Source organism: Chitinimonas lacunae, assembly GCF_042650885.1.
In the GTDB taxonomy this organism is placed as follows: Bacteria; Pseudomonadota; Gammaproteobacteria; order Burkholderiales; family Chitinimonadaceae; genus Chitinimonas_A; species Chitinimonas_A lacunae.
On sequence record NZ_JBHSBU010000001.1, the window covers coordinates 1,164,139 to 1,181,501 of the forward strand.

The 17,363-nt window shown below is 64.0% G+C and carries 12 protein-coding genes; 8 read left to right on the plus strand and 4 right to left on the minus strand.

Annotated elements, in window-relative coordinates:
- Positions 1-63 precede the first annotated feature (63 nt).
- The 3 genes from smc to rmuC all read right to left on the minus strand — a co-directional run bounded on the left by smc (position 64) and on the right by rmuC (position 5,811).
- Entirely contained in the window at positions 64-3,573 is a 3,510-nt protein-coding gene (smc, locus tag ACFOW7_RS05105; RefSeq protein ID WP_378161741.1) for a chromosome segregation protein SMC, read from the minus strand.
- Between the two features lie 199 nt (positions 3,574-3,772).
- Complete coding sequence (locus ACFOW7_RS05110) at positions 3,773-4,204, minus strand: DUF4124 domain-containing protein (protein ID WP_378161744.1); 432 nt, start codon at positions 4,202-4,204, stop codon at positions 3,773-3,775.
- Positions 4,205-4,287: 83 nt separating this feature from the next.
- Complete coding sequence (gene rmuC, locus ACFOW7_RS05115; protein WP_378161746.1) at positions 4,288-5,811, minus strand: DNA recombination protein RmuC; 1,524 nt, start codon at positions 5,809-5,811, stop codon at positions 4,288-4,290.
- Between the two features lie 183 nt (positions 5,812-5,994).
- On the opposite strand from rmuC, the gene flgA reads away from it, so the two are divergent.
- From flgA to ACFOW7_RS05155, 8 genes are all read left to right on the plus strand, one after another.
- Positions 5,995-6,696 (plus strand): flagellar basal body P-ring formation chaperone FlgA, encoded by a 702-nt coding sequence (gene flgA, locus ACFOW7_RS05120; protein ID WP_378161748.1) that lies wholly within the window; start codon positions 5,995-5,997, stop codon positions 6,694-6,696.
- Between the two features lie 250 nt (positions 6,697-6,946).
- On the plus strand, positions 6,947-7,696 hold the full coding sequence (locus ACFOW7_RS05125; RefSeq protein WP_378161750.1) for an RNA polymerase sigma factor FliA: 750 nt from the start codon (positions 6,947-6,949) through the stop codon (positions 7,694-7,696).
- Between the two features lie 61 nt (positions 7,697-7,757).
- Positions 7,758-8,498 (plus strand): flagellar motor protein, encoded by a 741-nt coding sequence (locus ACFOW7_RS05130; protein ID WP_378161752.1) that lies wholly within the window; start codon positions 7,758-7,760, stop codon positions 8,496-8,498.
- A gap of 19 nt (positions 8,499-8,517) precedes the next feature.
- Complete coding sequence (locus tag ACFOW7_RS05135; protein WP_378161754.1) at positions 8,518-9,261, plus strand: lysophospholipid acyltransferase family protein; 744 nt, start codon at positions 8,518-8,520, stop codon at positions 9,259-9,261.
- A 311-nt stretch (positions 9,262-9,572) separates the two neighbouring features.
- Positions 9,573-10,499: an isoaspartyl peptidase/L-asparaginase family protein gene (locus tag ACFOW7_RS05140; RefSeq protein ID WP_378161756.1), complete on the plus strand. Its 927-nt coding sequence runs from the start codon at positions 9,573-9,575 to the stop codon at positions 10,497-10,499.
- Positions 10,500-10,691: 192 nt separating this feature from the next.
- Complete coding sequence (locus tag ACFOW7_RS05145) at positions 10,692-13,643, plus strand: DNA translocase FtsK (protein ID WP_378161758.1); 2,952 nt, start codon at positions 10,692-10,694, stop codon at positions 13,641-13,643.
- Positions 13,644-13,929: 286 nt separating this feature from the next.
- Positions 13,930-16,023, plus strand: coding sequence for a protein-disulfide reductase DsbD family protein (locus ACFOW7_RS05150; protein ID WP_378161760.1), 2,094 nt, complete (start codon positions 13,930-13,932; stop codon positions 16,021-16,023).
- Positions 16,024-16,048: 25 nt separating this feature from the next.
- Positions 16,049-16,663, plus strand: a complete 615-nt coding sequence (locus ACFOW7_RS05155) for a thioredoxin family protein (RefSeq protein ID WP_378161762.1) — start codon at positions 16,049-16,051, stop codon at positions 16,661-16,663.
- 179 nt (positions 16,664-16,842) lie between these two features.
- On the opposite strand, the gene ACFOW7_RS05160 is transcribed toward ACFOW7_RS05155, so the two are convergent.
- The gene (locus ACFOW7_RS05160) at positions 16,843-17,229 is read right to left on the minus strand and encodes a hypothetical protein (RefSeq protein ID WP_378161764.1); all 387 of its coding nucleotides are present in this window, start codon (positions 17,227-17,229) and stop codon (positions 16,843-16,845) included.
- Positions 17,230-17,363 lie beyond the last annotated feature (134 nt).

Genomic DNA, 17,363 nt, shown 5'->3' on the forward strand with positions numbered 1-17,363 from the left:
TCATTTCTGAATGTATTCCGCCCCATATCTAGCAAAAATTTTGCTGGATATTTTAATTCCCCCCTAAGCCTCTGCCCCCTCGCGCATCGCCAACGCCGCGGCGATATCGACTGCCACCACGCGCGACACCCCCTGTTCCTGCATGGTGATGCCGATCAGCTGGTCGGCCATTTCCATGGTGATCTTGTTGTGGCTGATATAGAGGAACTGGGTGCGTTCGGCCATCCGCTTGACCATTTCGCAGAAACGGCCGGTATTGGCGTCGTCGAGCGGCGCATCGACCTCGTCGAGCAGGCAGAACGGCGCGGGGTTGAGCCGGAACAGCGAAAACACCAGACTCAGTGCGGTCAGCGCCTTTTCGCCGCCCGACAGCAGATGGATGGTGCTGTTCTTCTTGCCGGGCGGCTGCGCCATGATCTGGATACCGGCGTCGAGGATTTCGTCGCCGGTCAGGATCAGTTCGGCATGCCCGCCGCCAAACAGGGTGGGAAACAGCTCCTGCAAGCTCGCGTTGACCTGATCGAAAGTGCTTTGCAGCATGGCGCGGGTTTCGCGGTCGATACGCCGGATGGCGCCTTCGAGGGTTTCCATCGCCTCGACCAGATCGGCCGCCTGCGCATCGAGATAGGTCTTGCGCTCCCGGGCCGTCTCCAGCTCCTCCAATGCCGCCAGATTGACGTTGCCTAGGCTATTGATCGCCTGGGTCAGCCGGCCGATCTCACCGACCAGCGCCTGGATTTTCAGTCCCTCGCCCAGCAAGGGCCGCAATGCCGCCTCATCGGCGCCCGCTTCGGTCAATTCCTGGGCAAAGCGCTCGACGGCAAGTCGGGCTTCCTGCTCCTTCAGTTTCAGTTCACCGAGTCGCTCGCGCAGCGGCTCGAAGGCTTCCTGCAGCTGCTGGCGGCCCAGTTCGGCCTCACGCAGCGCGTTGCTCAGCGTCTGTGCCGCATCGCGGCTGGCGGCAAGCGCCCGTTCCCGCTCGGCGCGCGCCTCGATCGCCGCTTGGAAGCCCACATCGAATTCACCTTCATCGATGCCTTCGAGATCGAAACCGACTTCTTCGAGCCGGAGCTGGGTTTCTTCGCGCTGGACCTCAAGCTCTCCGAGCCGACGGTCGAGTTCGGCCAGTTTCTGGGTGGCGGCCTGACGGGCGAACCCGGCCTCCTGCGCCGCCCGCTCAGCCGCCCTGAGCCGCTCGCGCTGGCGCTGCAAGGCCACTTCAGCCTCGCCACGCGCTTCGCGCGCTGCCGTCAGCGCCGTCTCCAGCGCCGGAAGACCGTTGCTGCCGCCTTCAAGCTCCTGCCGCGCCGCTTCGCTTTCGAGCGCCAGTTCAGCCAACTCTTCCGCCACGGCCTGCCGCTCTGCCGTCAGCGCTTCGATACGGACCCGGGCATGTTCGGCCGCCTGGCTCAGCCGGGCCAATTCGACCTGACGCTCGCCGCGCTGGCCGCGCAGGGCGTCAAAGCGCTGGCGGGCGTGTTTGAGTTCGGCGTGGCGCTCGCCCAGGGTTCGCTCAGCCGTCAACAGGGCCGTAGCCGCCGCCGCCAGCGCCGCCTCGACGCCGGCCAGGCGCTGTTCGCAGTCAGCGAGGTCCTTTTCGCGTTGCAGCACTCCGGCCAGCGCATTGTCGGGGGCGTAATAGTGAAGGCCATAGCGGCTGACCGCGTGGCCCGAGGGTGCCACGGCCAGTCCGGCGGGAGGCAGGGAAGCCGCGACAGCAAGCAGGGCCGCCTCGTCCGCCACGCACCAGACCTGGGCCAGCCAGTCGGCCAGCGCGGCCGCAAAGGCGGGGTTGTCGGCTTTTACATGGTTCAGCAAGGGGGTGGCCGTGGACAAGGTGGTGGACGCAGCCGGCACCACGCCGGGCCAGACCAGCGTCAGACGCGCCGGCGCCGGTTCCGCCGCACCAAAGCCCGGCTCGACCGCCAGCGCATTCATCCGCTCACGCAGCACCGCCTCGACCGCCGTCTCCCAGCCCGCCTCGATCTTCAGATGGCGGAACAGCCGGGCGTTCGGATCAAGCCCGTGCCGCATCAACCACTGATCGAGCGTCCGATCGCGCCCGGCCTGGGCCTGCAACTGGGCCAGCGCATCACGCCGGGCCTGGAGTTCGGCCCGCTCGGCCCGCAATCTCTCCTGCTCGTGACGGGCATGGCTGCGCTCGGCCTCGGCCTCGTGGCTGGCCTGATCGAGCGCCTCCAGACGCGCCTGGGCGTCTTCCACCGCCAGGCTCAATGATTCGACCTCCAGCCGCTTATCGTCGAGCGCCGGCAAATCGGGCGGACTCAAGGCCGCGGCTTCGGCTTCGAGCCGGTCACGACGCTGGCGCAGCTGGTTGAGACTGCGTTCCAGATGCTGAAGCTGCTGTTCGGCCAGCTGGCGTCCCTGGCGCGCTTGCGACAGGGCAAGCTGCGCCGTCTGCAAGGACTCGTCGCACGCCTTGTAGTGCGCTTCGAGCCGGGGCAGTTCGGTCTGCTCGTCCAATAGCGCGATCTGTCCGTCTTCCTGGGCCAGCGTGGCGTCTTCGAGCCGCTGCTGCCATTGCTCGCGCTCGCCGTCCAGATCGGTGCGCGAGCGGGCGTTCTGTTCGAGTTGGGCCTTGGCCTGCGCCAGTTGCTGACTGAGGCGCTGCCGCGTCTCGCGCAGATGGAGCAACTGCTGCTCAAGCTTGGCCACCCGGGCATTGGCATCGGCCCATTCGGTCTGGCTGCGTTGCACCGCATCGTGGGCGTCGTAATGGCTTTCGCGCAGCCGCTCGATCTCGGCTTCTGCCTCGCGCACCCGGGCAGTCAGCGCTTCGATCTCGTTCTGGGTCGCGCTCATATCGCGCCGCGCCTTCTCTTCATCGCGGGCAGCGTCGAATTTGCGTTGCAGCGCAAGCAGGTTCTGCTTTTCCACCACCGACCGCTTCATCTCGTGGTAGCGGCTCGCCACCTCGGCCTGCGAGGCCAGACGCGCCAGCTGCTGTTCCAGCTCCTGACGGATATCGTCGACTCGGGCCAGATTGTCGCGGGTGTCGGTCAGGCGGCTTTCGGTTTCGCGCCGCCGTTCCTTGTACTTGGAAATGCCGGCCGCCTCTTCGAGAAAGGCGCGCAGCTCTTCGGGCCGGGCTTCGATGATCCGCGAGATCATGCCCTGCTCGATCACCGCATAACCGCGCGTCCCGACCCCGGTACCGAGGAACAGGTCGGCAATATCGCGGCGGCGGCATTGGATATTGTTGATGAAGTAGGACGACTCGCCCTGGCGGGTCAGGATCCGCTTGATCGAGATTTCGGCGAAGGTGGACCACTGGCCGGCGGCACGACCTTCGGCATTGTTGAACACCAGCTCGACCGAGGCGCGCGAGACGGGTTTGCGGCCGGTCGAGCCGTTGAAGATCACATCCTGCATCGACTCGCCGCGCAACTGCTTGGCGGACGATTCGCCCAGCACCCAGCGCACGGCGTCGATCACATTGGATTTGCCGCAGCCATTGGGGCCGACCACGGCCACCAGTTGGCCCGGCACCGGGATGGCGGTCGGATCGACAAAGCTCTTGAATCCGGCCAGTTTGATATGGGTCAGGCGCACGGCAACGGCTAAGTGGACAAAAGTGGCGATTGTAAACGATGGCCGCGCCTGTCGCCCCCTTTGCGGCTCTGCCCGTCCTGGTGTCCGCAGCCAGACCTGCCGAGGAGGCCAGCAAGCCCGGCAAGAAGACCAGGACGCCTTGCGGCCCAGCCAAATGAAAACGGCGCCGCATGGGCGCCGTGGTGATCGATTGGCAGGATCAGCTACAGAACTGGCTGATCTGGTCGCGCAGCTGCTTGAGCTGGCCTTCGCGTTCTTCGCCGCTCATTCGCACCGAACGGCCTTCTTCGTTGATCTTATTCATCGGGCCCGAAGTCTTTTCCAGATAGCTCAGCTGGGCCCGGGCTTTCTTGCAGTTGTCGGCGTTGGCTTCGCGGTTGGCCTGCTTCTGCTTTTCCGACTCGGCGTTTTGCCCGGCGGCCTTGGGGTCGGCCTTGGGCGCGTATTCAAGCGGGTTGACGCCGCCCGAATTCTTGACTTTCAGTTCCTGGGCCTTGCTCTGCGGCGGCGGCGGGGTGTCCGAATACTGGATATTGCCCTGAGCATCCTTCCACTTGTAAACGGCAGCCGAGGCCGGCAGAGCCAGACCGAGCGCCAGCAGGCACAGCAGTGCTTTACGTTTGAAGGCCATGGAATGTACCTCTGGAAAAATTGACGGAGTTGTCGCGCATCTTACTATTCCCCCGTCATAAATACAAAACCCGCCCGGTCGGCCTAGACCTCCAGCGCCGCCAGCGGCTGCGGCACCTCACCGCCCAGGCGGACCTGCTCGATTTCGCTGAAACGACGCGAAATCTTGTCCGACGTGGTCTGCACCTGTAGCGCGTCTTCGTGGGCGAGCCGGATATGGTCGGCCAGCTTCTTCATGCGCTGGTCAAAGCGCAGGAACTCGCGGCTGAGCTTGCCGAGTGCATCCTGGATGATCTCGACCTGACGCCGCGTCTCGCTATCGCGCAGCACGGCGCGTGCCGTATTGAGCACCGCCATCATGGTGGTCGGCGAGACGATCCAGACCCGACGTTCCATGGCGCGCTGCACCAGTTCGGAATGATGGGCATGGATCTCGGCAAACACCGCCTCGGCCGGCACGAACAGCACGGCGCTGTCGCCCGTGTCGCCCGGCACGATGCAGCGTTCGGCCACCAGATCGATATGACGCTCGACATCGAGCCGGAAATCGCGCTTGGCCTGGACCCGTTCCAGACTGTCGGCCGATGCGGCGGCCATCCGGTGGTAGTTGTCGAGCGGCAGTTTGGCATCGACCGCGATATAGCCGGTCGGTTCCGGCAGGCGCAAAAGACAATCGACCCGTTGGCCATTGGCCAGCAGCGACTGGAAGTCGTAGCTGTCGGCCGGCAGGACATTGCGCACCAGATGCTCCACCTGGACTTCACCCAGTGCGCCACGGGCACGTTTATCCCCGAGCAGTTCGTGCAGGCTGACCACATTGCGGCTCAGGCCGTCGATCTTCTGCTGGGCCTCATCGATGGTGGCCAGGCGGGCCATCACATCGGCAAAGGTCTGGTTGGTCTTGCGGAAACCCTCGTCGAGCCGCTCGTCGACCCGGCCCGACAGCGCATCGAGGCGACGCTCGACCGAGCCGGTCAGCAGGGTGATGGTCTGGGTCAGCTGCTCGGTGGTGCGATGGAGCGTGCCCATCAGCAGCTCCTGCTGGCTGCGGCCCTGCTCGCCCAGCAGCCGGCCGACTGTCTCGAGCACTTCGCTGCGCAGTTGATCCTGTTTTTGCTGTACAGCGGCCGAGATTTCGGCCAGTTGCTTGGACATCGCCTCGCGGCTGTCGGACAGCGCCTGGGCCTGGGTCAGTTGCAGCGCCTGGAGCGAGCCCGATTGGGCGATCTGGGCGGCCTGGAGCGACTCGGTCTGGGCCGAGCGCAGCTGTTCGAGCCCGAGACGGGTGTCCTTGAGGTCGCGGCTGACCGAATCGCGCAGCCGGTCGAATGCCTGGCCCACGCCGTCGCGCAGCCGGTCGGCCGACTCGGTCAGGCTGTCGCGCAGCCGCTCGCCCTGATCGGAGAAACCGTTCGACAGCGCCTCGGCCTGACGGTGCAGGCCACCGTGTAGGTCCTGCAACACGGCGCGATGCTTCTCTTCGAGCAAGGCGGTCAGTACCTCGACACTGGCGCGCTGGGTCTCGACCACCAGATTGAGGCGGAAGATCACAATGGCGCCGGCGAGCAGCACGGTCAGCGCGACGATGGCAAACAAGGCTTCCAGCATGGGGAGATTCCAGACGGCGCAAAAGCGCCGATCATACCCCGATTGCCGGGCTGCGCCCAATCGCCGCCTGGCGTTGCTTTCGCCGGTCGCCGCCGCTAAGGTGAAAACATCCCCGACAGACTTGCCAAGCCACGGCTGGCTCGTCAAACTCCCAGCCCAACGTCATATTCATACTGTCAGCCTATGTCGCGTCGATGTGTTCCCGCCCTTTGTTGCAGCCTGCTCGCCACCTTGCTGGCGCTGCCCGGCCAGGCTGCCGAACGGCAGAGTCTTGAAGCGATCAACGAGGTTGTCCGTCAATTTGTCCAGGCCCAGCTCGCCAGCTATGGCGAACGTGCCAGTTTCCAGCTCGGCCGGCTCGACAACCGGCTCCAGCTGGCCGCCTGCGCCCAGCTCGACCCACAATTGCCCAAGGGCAGCCGTCTGCTTGGCAATACCAGCGTCAGCGTGCGCTGCGTCAAGGGCGCACGCTGGACGGTCAGCGTACCGGTGGCGGTCTCGATCCAGAGCGAATACTGGGTAACGGCCCGGCCGCTGCCGGCCGGTCATGAAATCAGCGCCGCCGACCTCGAAAAACGCAGCGGCGATCTGAGCCAGATCAGCGGCAATGTGATTGCCGACCCGGCCCAGGCCATCGGCCGCAATCTGGTGGGCGGCGCCCCGGCCGGCGCGCCGCTGCGGGCCGAGATGCTGCGCGCCTCGTTTGCGGTACGGGCCAATGACTTTGTCCGGGTCATCGCCCATGGCAGCGGCTTCGAGGTCGCCACCGAGGGCCGCGCCCTGGCCAATGCCGCCGAAGGCCAGCAGGTCAGCGTGCGGATGAATTCGGGTGCCGTCGTGCAAGGGATTGCCCGCGCCGACGGTTCGGTCGAGATCAAATACTGACATTCCGAGATTCCCTTACCCAGTCCCTGCACCGGTTTTTTTGTGGAGCCGGGAATTCCCCTAGCTGGAAACATTTCTGCCAACCCTCTGCAAGACAAGAAGCTGAATATTTATAGAAATATAAACATTCGGCTTCAATGCTTTTCCCCACACCCGCTCGGGCATTCTCAGGTCTGCCGTGCCGAGCTGGTCAAACCCGCCATGCTGGTGCATAAACTTAAGACAACATCTTCTTCCCGTACCGCAAACGATGCCTTCTCCGCGCGCCCTTGGCATGTATCGGCAGAACGCCACCGATCCGGTGGAAGAGCGCGTGCGTACCCATGCCCCGCTGGTCAAGCGGCTGGCCTACCATATGATCGCCAAGTTGCCCGCCAGCGTCGAAGTCGATGACCTGATCCAGGCCGGCCTGATCGGCTTGATGGAGGCCGCGCGCAATTTCGATCCGGCCGCCGGTGCCCAGTTCGAGACCTATGCAAGCCAGCGCATCCGTGGCGCCATGCTCGACGAGCTGCGCGAGGCCGACTGGCTGCCCCGGCATATCCGCAAATCGATGCGCGATATCGAACGCGCCCTGGTCAAGCTGGAACACCAGTTGGGTCGCGCCCCGAACGAAATCGAAATGGCTCAGGCCATGAACCTGCCGCTGGCCGAATACCAGACCCTGCTGGCCGACGCCCGTGGCCATCAACTGATCTACTACGAGGATTTCGACAACGACGAAGGCCAGCGCGATGCGCTCGATGGTCTGGCGGCCGATTTCAAATCCGACCCGCTCAACGATCTGGACGAAGACGCCTTCCGTCGCACCCTGGTCCATTCGATCGAACATCTGCCCGAACGCGAAAAAATGGTGATGGCGCTCTATTACAACGAAGAGCTGAACCTCAAGGAGATCGGCGCCGTACTTGGCGTGTCGGAATCACGGGTCTGCCAGTTGCACAGCCAGGCCATTGCCCGACTGCGCGCCAAACTCAGCGACTGGACCCAAAACCGCTAATCGAGCAGCCCGCCCACCGGGTTCGGTATAAAAAACTTCCTGACAGCATGATCCACGCCGCATGGACAAACTCAGCCTGATCGGCATTTTTATCGGCCTGCTGGCCATCATTGGCGGCCAGATACTCGAGGGGGGACGCATCCGTTCGCTCTTGCAGATCACCGCCTTTTTCATCGTGATCGGCGGCACCATGGGGGCGGTGCTATTGCAGAGCAGCGCTGCCCACTTCAAGGCGGGCGTCAAGATGTTCAGATGGATTCTCCAGCCGCCCGAGCAGAACCTCGAAGGCTGGGTCAAGCAGATCCTGGCCTGGAGCAATACCGCCCGCCGTGGCGGCCTGCTGGCGCTCGAAGGGCCGATGCAAGCGGAGAAGGACCCGTTCGTCAAGCGTGCCTTGCAGATGCTGGTCGATGGTGCCGAGCCCGAGGCGATCCGTCACACGATGGAACTGGAAATCGACGTCTACGAAGAAAACTGCCGCGCCGCTGCCAAAATCTGGGAAGCAGCGGGCGGCTATGCCCCGACCATCGGTATTCTGGGCGCGGTCATGGGGCTGATTCATGTGATGGAGAACCTGTCCGACCCGGCCAAGCTCGGCAGCGGCATCGCGGTCGCTTTTGTGGCCACCATTTATGGGGTCGGCTCGGCCAATCTGTTCTTTCTGCCGATCGGCAACAAGCTCAAATCGATTATCGGCCGTGAGGTAAAACGTCGTGAACTGGTGGTCGAAGGGCTGTTTGGCATCGCCCACGGCGAAAATCCGCGCATTATCGACAGCAAGCTGCGTGGCTTCTTGATTTGAACCCTGATTCGAAACCGCCATGATCTTCCTGCTGCGGCTGTTGTGGCGCTTATTGGCCCTGCTCGACCTTGCTGCCGCCAGCCTGCTGATGGTGGCGCTGGCCCCGCTGCCCGCTCCATGGCTGCGCCGTTTCTACCGCCCGCTGTTTCGGGCCTGGTGCCGCGCCTTTATCCGGGCGCTCGGGGTCGAGCTGCGCCTGCACCAGCACCTGCGCCGGCCGCTGCCGCAGCAATATGTGCTGATCGCCAATCATCCCTCGGCCTTCGAAGATTTGGGCATCCCGGCCCTGTTTGACGCCCGCTCGCTGGCCAAGGCCGAAGTGGCCGACTGGTGGCTGGTCGGTCGGATCGCCACCGCCGCCGATACGCTCTATGTACGGCGCGAATCGGCCGAATCACGCAAGACCGCCACGCTCGCGCTGATCGAGGCGCTGTGCCGGGGCGACAATATCGCCCTCTACCCCGAAGGCGGCTGCAAAGGCCGTCGTCTGTCCGGCCGCTTTTTCAACGGCGCCTTCGTCGCAAGCTTCGAGACCGGGGTGCCGATTTTGCCAGTCTTTCTGCACTACCAGGCCCAGGCCGATTTCGAATGGGGCGACCAGCATCTGCTGCGCAAAATCTGGGAAATCGCCACCATCAGCAACCCGCGGGCGGACTACCATCTGTTCGACCCGATCGACCCGCGCCATTTCGATTCGGCCGAGGCACTCAAGGAACACTGCTACCGGCTGTATTTGCAATGGCAGGCGCGCTTTCTCGATTGATGGGTAGCTTGCTTCCTGCGCGCGAGGCAATGAGGTGGATGCGGTTACAGCATGTCCGTTTCACCGGGCGTCGCCGCCAAGTCTGGCTGAGGCTTAGACGCCGGTGTTTCAAGGTCCGGACGCGCCAACGCCGGATTGTCGGCAAGGATCCAGGACAGGAATCAGCATAAAATATTATTTATTTCTATTGCTGGCAGCCTATATAACAATCATTCGGCATAATATTTTCCAAGTGCATTCTGTCCTTCGCCCAGCCGCCACCTTACACCGTGGCATCCTCTGCAACCCTTCAACCGTACAACGATCCAGCCATGCCTTACGCACTTGCCCTCCATGGTGGCGCCGGCATCATCCGCCGCACCGATATGCCCGCCGACCTTGAAGCCGCCTATCGCACCAGTCTGGCGGCAGCGCTCGATACGGGTCTGGCCATTCTTTCAGCGGGCGGTCCGGCGCTCGATGCGGTGGAAGCCTGCGTGATCGCGCTCGAAGACAACCCGCTGTTCAATGCCGGCCATGGCGCGGTCTTCAATCTGGCTGGAGAAATCGAACTCGAAGCCGCCGTGATGGACGGCAGCAGTCAGCTTGCCGGCACGGTGACGGGAGTGCGCCGGGCCAAGAACCCGGTCCGGCTGGCACGTGCCGTGATGGAGCGTACCCCGCATGTCAGTATCGGCTTTGCCGAGGCCGACTGCCTGGCGGCGCAATATGGCCTTGAATGTGTCGAACCGGATTACTTCGTCACCGAGAGCCGGCGGGTGACGCTGCAAGCCGAATTGGCCCGGCTGGCCGCCGGTCGCAGCGAGGCCGAAGTGCCCGACCATATCAAGCACGGCACGGTGGGCGCGGTGGCGCTCGATATGACGGGTCGGCTTGCTGCGGCCACCTCGACCGGTGGGCGCACAGCCAAGATGGCCGGACGGATCGGCGACACGCCGATTCTCGGTGCCGGCACCTGGGCCGATCAGCGGGTCGCCGTCTCGGGCACCGGTCACGGCGAATACTTTATGCGCTACGCCGTTGCCCACGACATTGCCGCCCGGGTGCGTTATCTGGGCCAGGATATCGCCAGCGCAGCGGGTGAGGTGATGGCGGCATTGCGCGAAGTCGGCGGCAGTGGCGGCGTGATCGCCATCGACTGGCAAGGCCGGATCGCCATGCCGTTCAACTGCGAGGGCATGTACCGCGCCATGGCCGACGCCGCAGGGCAGCGGCTGGTGGCAATCGACCAGCAGTAAGGACCACGGGCGGCACTGTCGTACCAGGGCCAGCGCTTTCGTCGGCCCAGCGCAACACCGCCTTCCTGAGGCCTCGCGCGCGTATCTACCGCCTTCGGCCGATCTTGTGCAGCTTTTCCTGCGGTACGGCCGCCCGCGCGGGCGTGTACTGGGCTTATAATCGCAGCCAGTCTTTTCGCCCGGCTCTCTACGATGTTGTTTTTTCGCCGCAAGCCGGTCAACCGGCCCAACCGCCCCAAGGGCGAACCGCCGCTGCCACCGCAGATCGTCGCCTTGTTGCGCGAGTCGTGGTGGCTTAGCGCCGTGGTCGCCGGCGTCTATCTGGTCATTATCCTTGCCAGCTATACCTCAGCCGATCCGGGCTGGTCGCATAGTGCAACCCAGGCTCCGGTCCGCAACAAGGGGGGAGCCTTCGGTGCCTGGCTGGCCGATGTGCTGCTCTATCTGTTCGGCCTGTCGGCCTGGTGGTGGGTGGTGTTCTGCCTCGCGGCCATCCTGTGGGGCTATCGACGGCTCGAACGCATCCGCCCCAATCGCTCGCTGACCCTGGTCGCCTTGACCGGCTTCAGTCTGATGCTGCTGTCGAGCGCCAGCCTCGAAGCCATCCGGATCAGCCTGCCCAACGCCGACCTGCCGATGGCCCCAGGCGGGCTGCTTGGCATCACGCTTGGCAATACGCTGTTTCATCAATTCGGCTTTACCGGCGCCACCCTGGCGCTGCTGACTTCGTTTGCCGTCGGGGTGTCGCTGTTTCTGGGCGTGTCCTGGCTCGGCCTGATGGAGCGCATCGGCGGCTGGATCGAAGACGGTGCCCTCAAGCTGTGGCACAGCTTCCAGGCCAAGCTCGACCGCCGCGCCGGTGTACTGGCCGCCGAGCGGCGGGCCGCCAAGGTCGAACGAGAGAAGGAGCGGCCGGCAGCCGACGAGCCGCCTACCCTGGTCGATACAGTGGTGGAGCCGCCGGTCGCAACGGCAGCTCCTGCACCAGCACCACCCCGCCGCGAACCGACACTGCGGCGCGGCAAGCGTCAGGAACCGGTGCTAGAACCCAGCGAAGCCGATGACGAAGTCTTGGTGGCGCCCGAACCTTCTATCGAGCCACCCGCCGCGCCACAGCGGCTTGAACCGGCCATCACGCCAGCGCCGACGGCGGCGCCCTCCCCTGTCATGGCCCCGACGCCCAGCGTCGCCCCGGCGCCGGCCGTCAAACCCCCGCCGCCCGAAAGCGCACTGCGTGCCGCCCGGGCCGCCGCCCTGGCGCTGGCCGAGCCGCCCGCACCCACCCAGCTCGAACCGCAGGAACACGCGCTGTCGTTCGACAATCTGCCACCGATCGAAGACGAAGAGGAAGACCTGGCCCCACCAGCACGCCGCGAACCGCATATTGGCCGGCTGACGCCTGTGGCCGACGATAACGGCTTTGCGGAGACGCCACCCTGGGATGAGCCCGACCTCGTACCGGAACTGGAAGCCGAGCCGATCAGCATGCCGCCCTTGAGCGCGCCGCTGCCGCCCGTGCCGGTGACGCCCTTTGTTTCGCCCACGCTGATCCCACCGCCGCCCGTGCTGCCCCGGCTCGCCCCGCAACGGCTGCCGCCGGCCCCGGCCACCATCGAAGTGACGCTGCCGCCGCTGCGGCTTGAGCCGGACCGGGCGGCCGAACTGCCGGCACTCGATCTGCTGGCACCGCCACCCGCCACCCAGGAGATCGTCAGCCCCGAAACCCTCGACGCCACCGCTGCCCTGATCGAGCGCAAGCTGGCCGAATTCGGGGTCGAGGTCAAAGTGGTCCACGCCTTCCCCGGTCCCGTGATCACCCGCTACGAGATCGAACCGGCCGTCGGAGTCAAGGGCTCACAGATCGTCAATCTGATGAAGGATCTGGCGCGGGCGCTCGGTCTGGTCAGTATCCGGGTGGTCGAGACCATTCCGGGCAAGACTTATATGGGTCTGGAGCTGCCCAATCAGCGCCGGCAGGTGGTACGGCTAGCCGAAGTCATCGGCGCCCAGCCTTATCACGACTCGTCCTCGCTGCTCACCATTGCGCTGGGCAAGGATATCTCCGGCCGCCCCATCGTCACCGATCTGGCCAAGGCGCCGCATATGCTGGTTGCCGGTACCACCGGTTCGGGCAAATCGGTGGCGATCAACGCGATGATTCTGTCGCTGCTCTACAAGGCCACGGCCGAGCAGGTCAGGTTGATCATGGTCGATCCCAAGATGCTCGAACTGTCGGTCTACGAAGGCATTCCGCATCTGTTGGCGCCCGTTGTCACCGATATGAAGCAGGCCGCCAATGCGCTCAACTGGTGTGTGGCCGAAATGGAAAAGCGCTACCGGCTGATGAGTGCCCTGGGCGTGCGCAATCTGGCGGGCTTCAACCAGAAGCTCAAGGAATCGGCGGCACGCGGCGAAAAGCTGCCCAATCCGTTCAGCCTGACGCCCGACAGTCCCGAGCCGCTGGCACCGCTGCCCTTGATTGTGGTGGTAATCGACGAGCTGGCCGACCTGATGATGGTGGCCGGCAAGAAGATCGAAGAACTGATCGCCCGGCTGGCACAGAAGGCACGAGCGGCGGGGATTCATCTGGTACTGGCGACGCAGCGGCCTTCGGTCGATGTGATTACCGGCCTGATCAAGGCCAATATCCCGACCCGGGTAGCGTTTCAGGTGTCGTCCAAGATCGACTCGCGCACCATTCTCGATCAGATGGGCGCCGAGGCGCTGCTGGGTCAGGGCGATATGCTGTTCCTGCCGCCGGGTACCGGCTATCCGCAGCGGGTCCATGGCGCCTATGTGGCTGATGACGAGGTCCATGCCGTGGTCGAGTTCCTCAAGACCCAGGGCGAGCCCGATTACATCGACGGCATCCTGACCGGCACCACGGAAGGCGATGGCGGCAATGGCCCATCGGGTGGCGAATTCGGCTTGAGCGGCGACGGTGAAGGCGACGCGCTGTACGACGAAGCCGTGGCCTTTGTACTAAAGTCGCGTAAAGCCTCGATTTCGGCGGTGCAGCGTCAACTGCGCATCGGCTACAACCGCGCCGCCCGGTTGATCGAACAGATGGAAAACGCCGGCCTGGTCAGCCCGATGGAACCCAACGGCAACCGCAGCGTGCTGGTACCGGATCGCGAGGCATAACGCCCTGATCGGCCTGACGACTTATACAGACAAGCCGTCAGGCCCTTCCCTGCCTCCTCCACTCCCTCGCTCCCCTATTTGAGCGACACCTCCCCCTCCCACCCAACCGTCCGTCAGCCTGCCGGCACAGCAGCCTGGTCCACCTGACCAAGGCAAGGAGCGCCTGATGCTTGTCAGCCTCCAGCGCAGCGGTTGTGCTTGCACAAGCGGCGACGCTGCTGACAAGCTAGGCGACCATTGAGACCGCTTCTCATTGCCATAGCGACTGCAACGCAGGAGTTCGCCGATGAATCGTCTGTTCCGCCTCGCTTTGCTGCTGTGCCTGTGGTCTGTGCTGCCCGCCAAGACCATGGTGAATACCGAGCATGTGCAGGCACAACTGATCGCCCATGCGCCCGCTGGCATTGTTGCCGGCCAGGACGTGCGCTTGGGGCTGCTGATCCGGCATCAGCCGGAATGGCATACCTACTGGCGCAATCCGGGCGACTCGGGGCTGGCGACGACGCTTGACTGGACGCTTTCACCGGGGGTTCAGGCCGGAGAAATCGCATGGCCGACCCCACGCCGTCTCCGGCTCGGCCCGCTGCTCAACTACGGCTATGAAGGTCAGGTGCTGTTGCCGGTCAGCTTGACCATTCCCGCCGACTTCAAGGCCGATGCCCTGGACATCAGACTGCGCGCCGACTGGCTGGTATGCAGGGAAAACTGCATTCCCGAGTCGGGCGAGTTCTCGCTGCGGTTGCCCAGTGCCACCCCACTGATTGAGCACGCCGCGCTGTTTGACACCGCACGTGGCCAAGTGCCGCAGGAAGTGCCGGGGGCGCGCGCCGATGCCCGGGTTGACGGGGCCTCACTGGCCGTGGAAGTGGAAGGTCTGGCCGCTGCCTTGCACGGCCAGCCGCTCAACTTCTTCGCCGAGACGGGCGGCGTGATCGATCATGCGGCGGCGGTCGAGCAGCAATGGCGCGCTGGCCGCTGGATAGCCAAAGTGCCCTTGTCGCCGCAGCGTTCGGAAAGTCCCGCCACCATGGCAGCGGTATTGACGGTCGGGGATCGCTCGCCCGGCACACGGCTCAATCTGCGTATCAGCGGACCGTGGAGCGGGACGGACACGCCGGCATCTCCAGCGCCACTTCCCGCCCCGTCACCTGCCTCCCCCCCCTCTCTCCCCTTTGCCCTGCTGCTTGCGCTGCTGGGTGGCCTCCTGCTCAATCTGATGCCCTGCGTTTTTCCCATTCTGTCGCTCAAGGTCCTGAGTTTTGCCAGGCCTGGACAGGAGCGGCGTGCCCTGCTGACTGGAGGCCTGGCCTATACGGTGGGCATTGTGGTGTCCTTTGTCGCGCTGGCGGGTCTGCTGCTGGCCCTGCGTGCCGGTGGGGAAGAACTCGGTTGGGGCTTTCAATTGCAGTCGCCGCTGTTTGTCGCGTCGCTGGCGGCCTTTTTCAGCTTGATCGGCCTCAATCTGGCCGGGGTCTTTGAACTGGGCAACGTATTGCCAAGCAGTGTGGCGACACTGCATAGCCGCCATCCGGTGCTCGACCATGCCTTGACGGGCGTTCTGGCGGTCGCAGTCGCCTCGCCCTGTACCGGTCCTTTTATGGGGGTGGCGCTAGGGACGGCGCTGGTATTGCCGGTCGTCCAGGCACTGCTGATCTTTGCGACGCTGGGCCTTGGCATGGCTTTGCCCTATCTGCTGGCGAGTCTATGGCCGGGCCTGGCACGTCGCTTGCCACGTCCCGGCGTTTGGATGGTGCGTTTTCGCACGCTGATGGCGTTTCCGATGTTTGCCACAGTGGTCTGGTTGCTGTGGGTATTGGGTCAACAGATCGGTATCGACGGGCTGGCGGCGCTGCTGGGAATACTGGTCGCGCTCGCCTTTGCCGCCTGGGCATTCGGCTCGCCCGGATTCAGCCGCAAGGCGCGCCTCGGCTTTGGCGTGCCGGCGGCGCTGGTGCTCGGGGGAACGCTGTGGTGGGCCTGGCCAAGTTTCGCCTCGCCCTCGACCAGCACGGAGACCACTGGCCAGACAAGCTGGCAAGCCTGGTCGGCTGGCGCGGTAGTCAGTGCCCAGGCGGCCGGACGACCGGTCTTCATTGATTTCACCGCCGCCTGGTGCGTGACCTGCCAATTCAATAAACGCACGGCGCTGGCCGATCCGGCCGTGCTGGCCGACTTTGAACGACGGCGCGTACTGTTGCTGCGTGCCGACTGGACCCGGCGCGACCCGGCCATCACCCAGGAACTGGCCCGACTGGGCCGCAGTGGCGTACCGGTCTACGCACTGTATTCCCCGGCAGCCAAGACGCCTGTATTGCTACCGGAAATCCTGCGCCCTGCCGATCTGCACGGCGCGCTTGCCTCGATCGAATCGCCCGCCTGAGCGGGCTCAGCACAAGGAGATCATCATGATGAAGACCTGGATCACGGGCGCGCTGGTCGGTGCCGCCCTTCTGAGCAGCCACGCTGCCCTGGCGCAGGCCGTGGTCGGCCAACCCGCCCCCGTTTTCACCGGCACCGATGCCTCGGGCAAGACGGTGTCACTGGCTGATTTCAAGGGCAAATATGTAGTGGTCGAATGGACCAATCCGGAATGCCCCTTCGTCAAGAAACATTACGACAGCGGCAATATGCCAAGCACCCAGAAGGAAGCGATGGCCAAGGGAGCCGTCTGGGTATCGATCCAGACCGGCGCCGGACAGGATGAAAAAGCCCGCGCCCAACTGGCAGCCTGGCAGAAATCCAAACACTCGGCCCCAACCGCCACCTTGCTCGACGCCGACGGCAAGATCGGCCAGAGCTACCACGCCACCACCACGCCGCATATGTACATCGTCAACCCGCAAGGCACGCTGATCTATGCAGGCGCGATCGACAGCAAACCGACCGCCAACCCGGCCGACATCAAGACCGCCACCAACTATGTGAATCAGGCACTGGGCGAAGCGATGGCAGGCAAGGCGGTCAGTCAGCCGACCACCAAATCCTATGGTTGCAGCGTGAAATATCCGGGCGGCGCCTGATTTTCATGCGCGCCGCAAAGGCCATGAATCGCAGAAGACGCCTGGGACAGATCGCGTCCTTAAAGCAAGCTGAGCGGACTCAAGCGATGATCCCTTGCAGCCTTCGACAGCTCGCTACGAGACAAGGCACGCAGTGAGCGTCCGAGCCGGTGCCAGACGATCGTCGGACGCTCCACTCCCTACGTCAGCGGTACGGAGCTTTGCCGTATCACCACAAAGATCATCAGCAATACCTGCCCCAGCGCCAGCCAATATCCCACCTTCCACAGACGCCGCTCGAATTCGGCCGGAAAGCCCAAAGCGAGCAGCTTGCGATGGCGGCTCTTGGCTTCCCACCACCAATCGGCCAGGATCAGCAATCCGATCAGTAGCGAGGCCACCGGATCCTTGAAATAGAAAAAGGCCACCCATAGCAGCAGGGTCTTGATAAACCCGCCTTTAGGAAGACCTTCCTGGGAAAAACGCCGCTGTTCATCCTTGTCGAGCGAGTGGATCACGGTCGAGATAAACGAAAAGAAGTAGACGCAGAGCGCTACGATACCTGCGCCCAAGAACCACATCGACATGGCAGCGACCTGTGAGGGAAATGGCTGATTCTATCTAAAAGTGGAAGGAATGCGGGAAAGGAGCGATGCCGACTCTCCAGGTCAGATTCATATCCATTTTCATTAGGTCTCGCACACAGTATTGCAGACGTTTT

Coding starts and splice junctions, on each gene's coding strand:
- rmuC (WP_378161746.1), bottom strand. CDS start 5,811: ATGCTGGAAGCCTTGTTTGCCATCGTCGCGCTGACCGTGCTGCTCGCC.
- ACFOW7_RS05140 (WP_378161756.1), top strand. CDS start 9,573: ATGCCTTACGCACTTGCCCTCCATGGTGGCGCCGGCATCATCCGCCGC.
- ACFOW7_RS05145 (WP_378161758.1), top strand. CDS start 10,692: ATGTTGTTTTTTCGCCGCAAGCCGGTCAACCGGCCCAACCGCCCCAAG.
- ACFOW7_RS05110 (WP_378161744.1), bottom strand. CDS start 4,204: ATGGCCTTCAAACGTAAAGCACTGCTGTGCCTGCTGGCGCTCGGTCTG.
- flgA (WP_378161748.1), top strand. CDS start 5,995: ATGTCGCGTCGATGTGTTCCCGCCCTTTGTTGCAGCCTGCTCGCCACC.
- ACFOW7_RS05155 (WP_378161762.1), top strand. CDS start 16,049: ATGATGAAGACCTGGATCACGGGCGCGCTGGTCGGTGCCGCCCTTCTG.
- ACFOW7_RS05150 (WP_378161760.1), top strand. CDS start 13,930: ATGAATCGTCTGTTCCGCCTCGCTTTGCTGCTGTGCCTGTGGTCTGTG.
- ACFOW7_RS05125 (WP_378161750.1), top strand. CDS start 6,947: ATGCCTTCTCCGCGCGCCCTTGGCATGTATCGGCAGAACGCCACCGAT.
- ACFOW7_RS05160 (WP_378161764.1), bottom strand. CDS start 17,229: ATGTCGATGTGGTTCTTGGGCGCAGGTATCGTAGCGCTCTGCGTCTAC.
- ACFOW7_RS05130 (WP_378161752.1), top strand. CDS start 7,758: ATGGACAAACTCAGCCTGATCGGCATTTTTATCGGCCTGCTGGCCATC.
- ACFOW7_RS05135 (WP_378161754.1), top strand. CDS start 8,518: ATGATCTTCCTGCTGCGGCTGTTGTGGCGCTTATTGGCCCTGCTCGAC.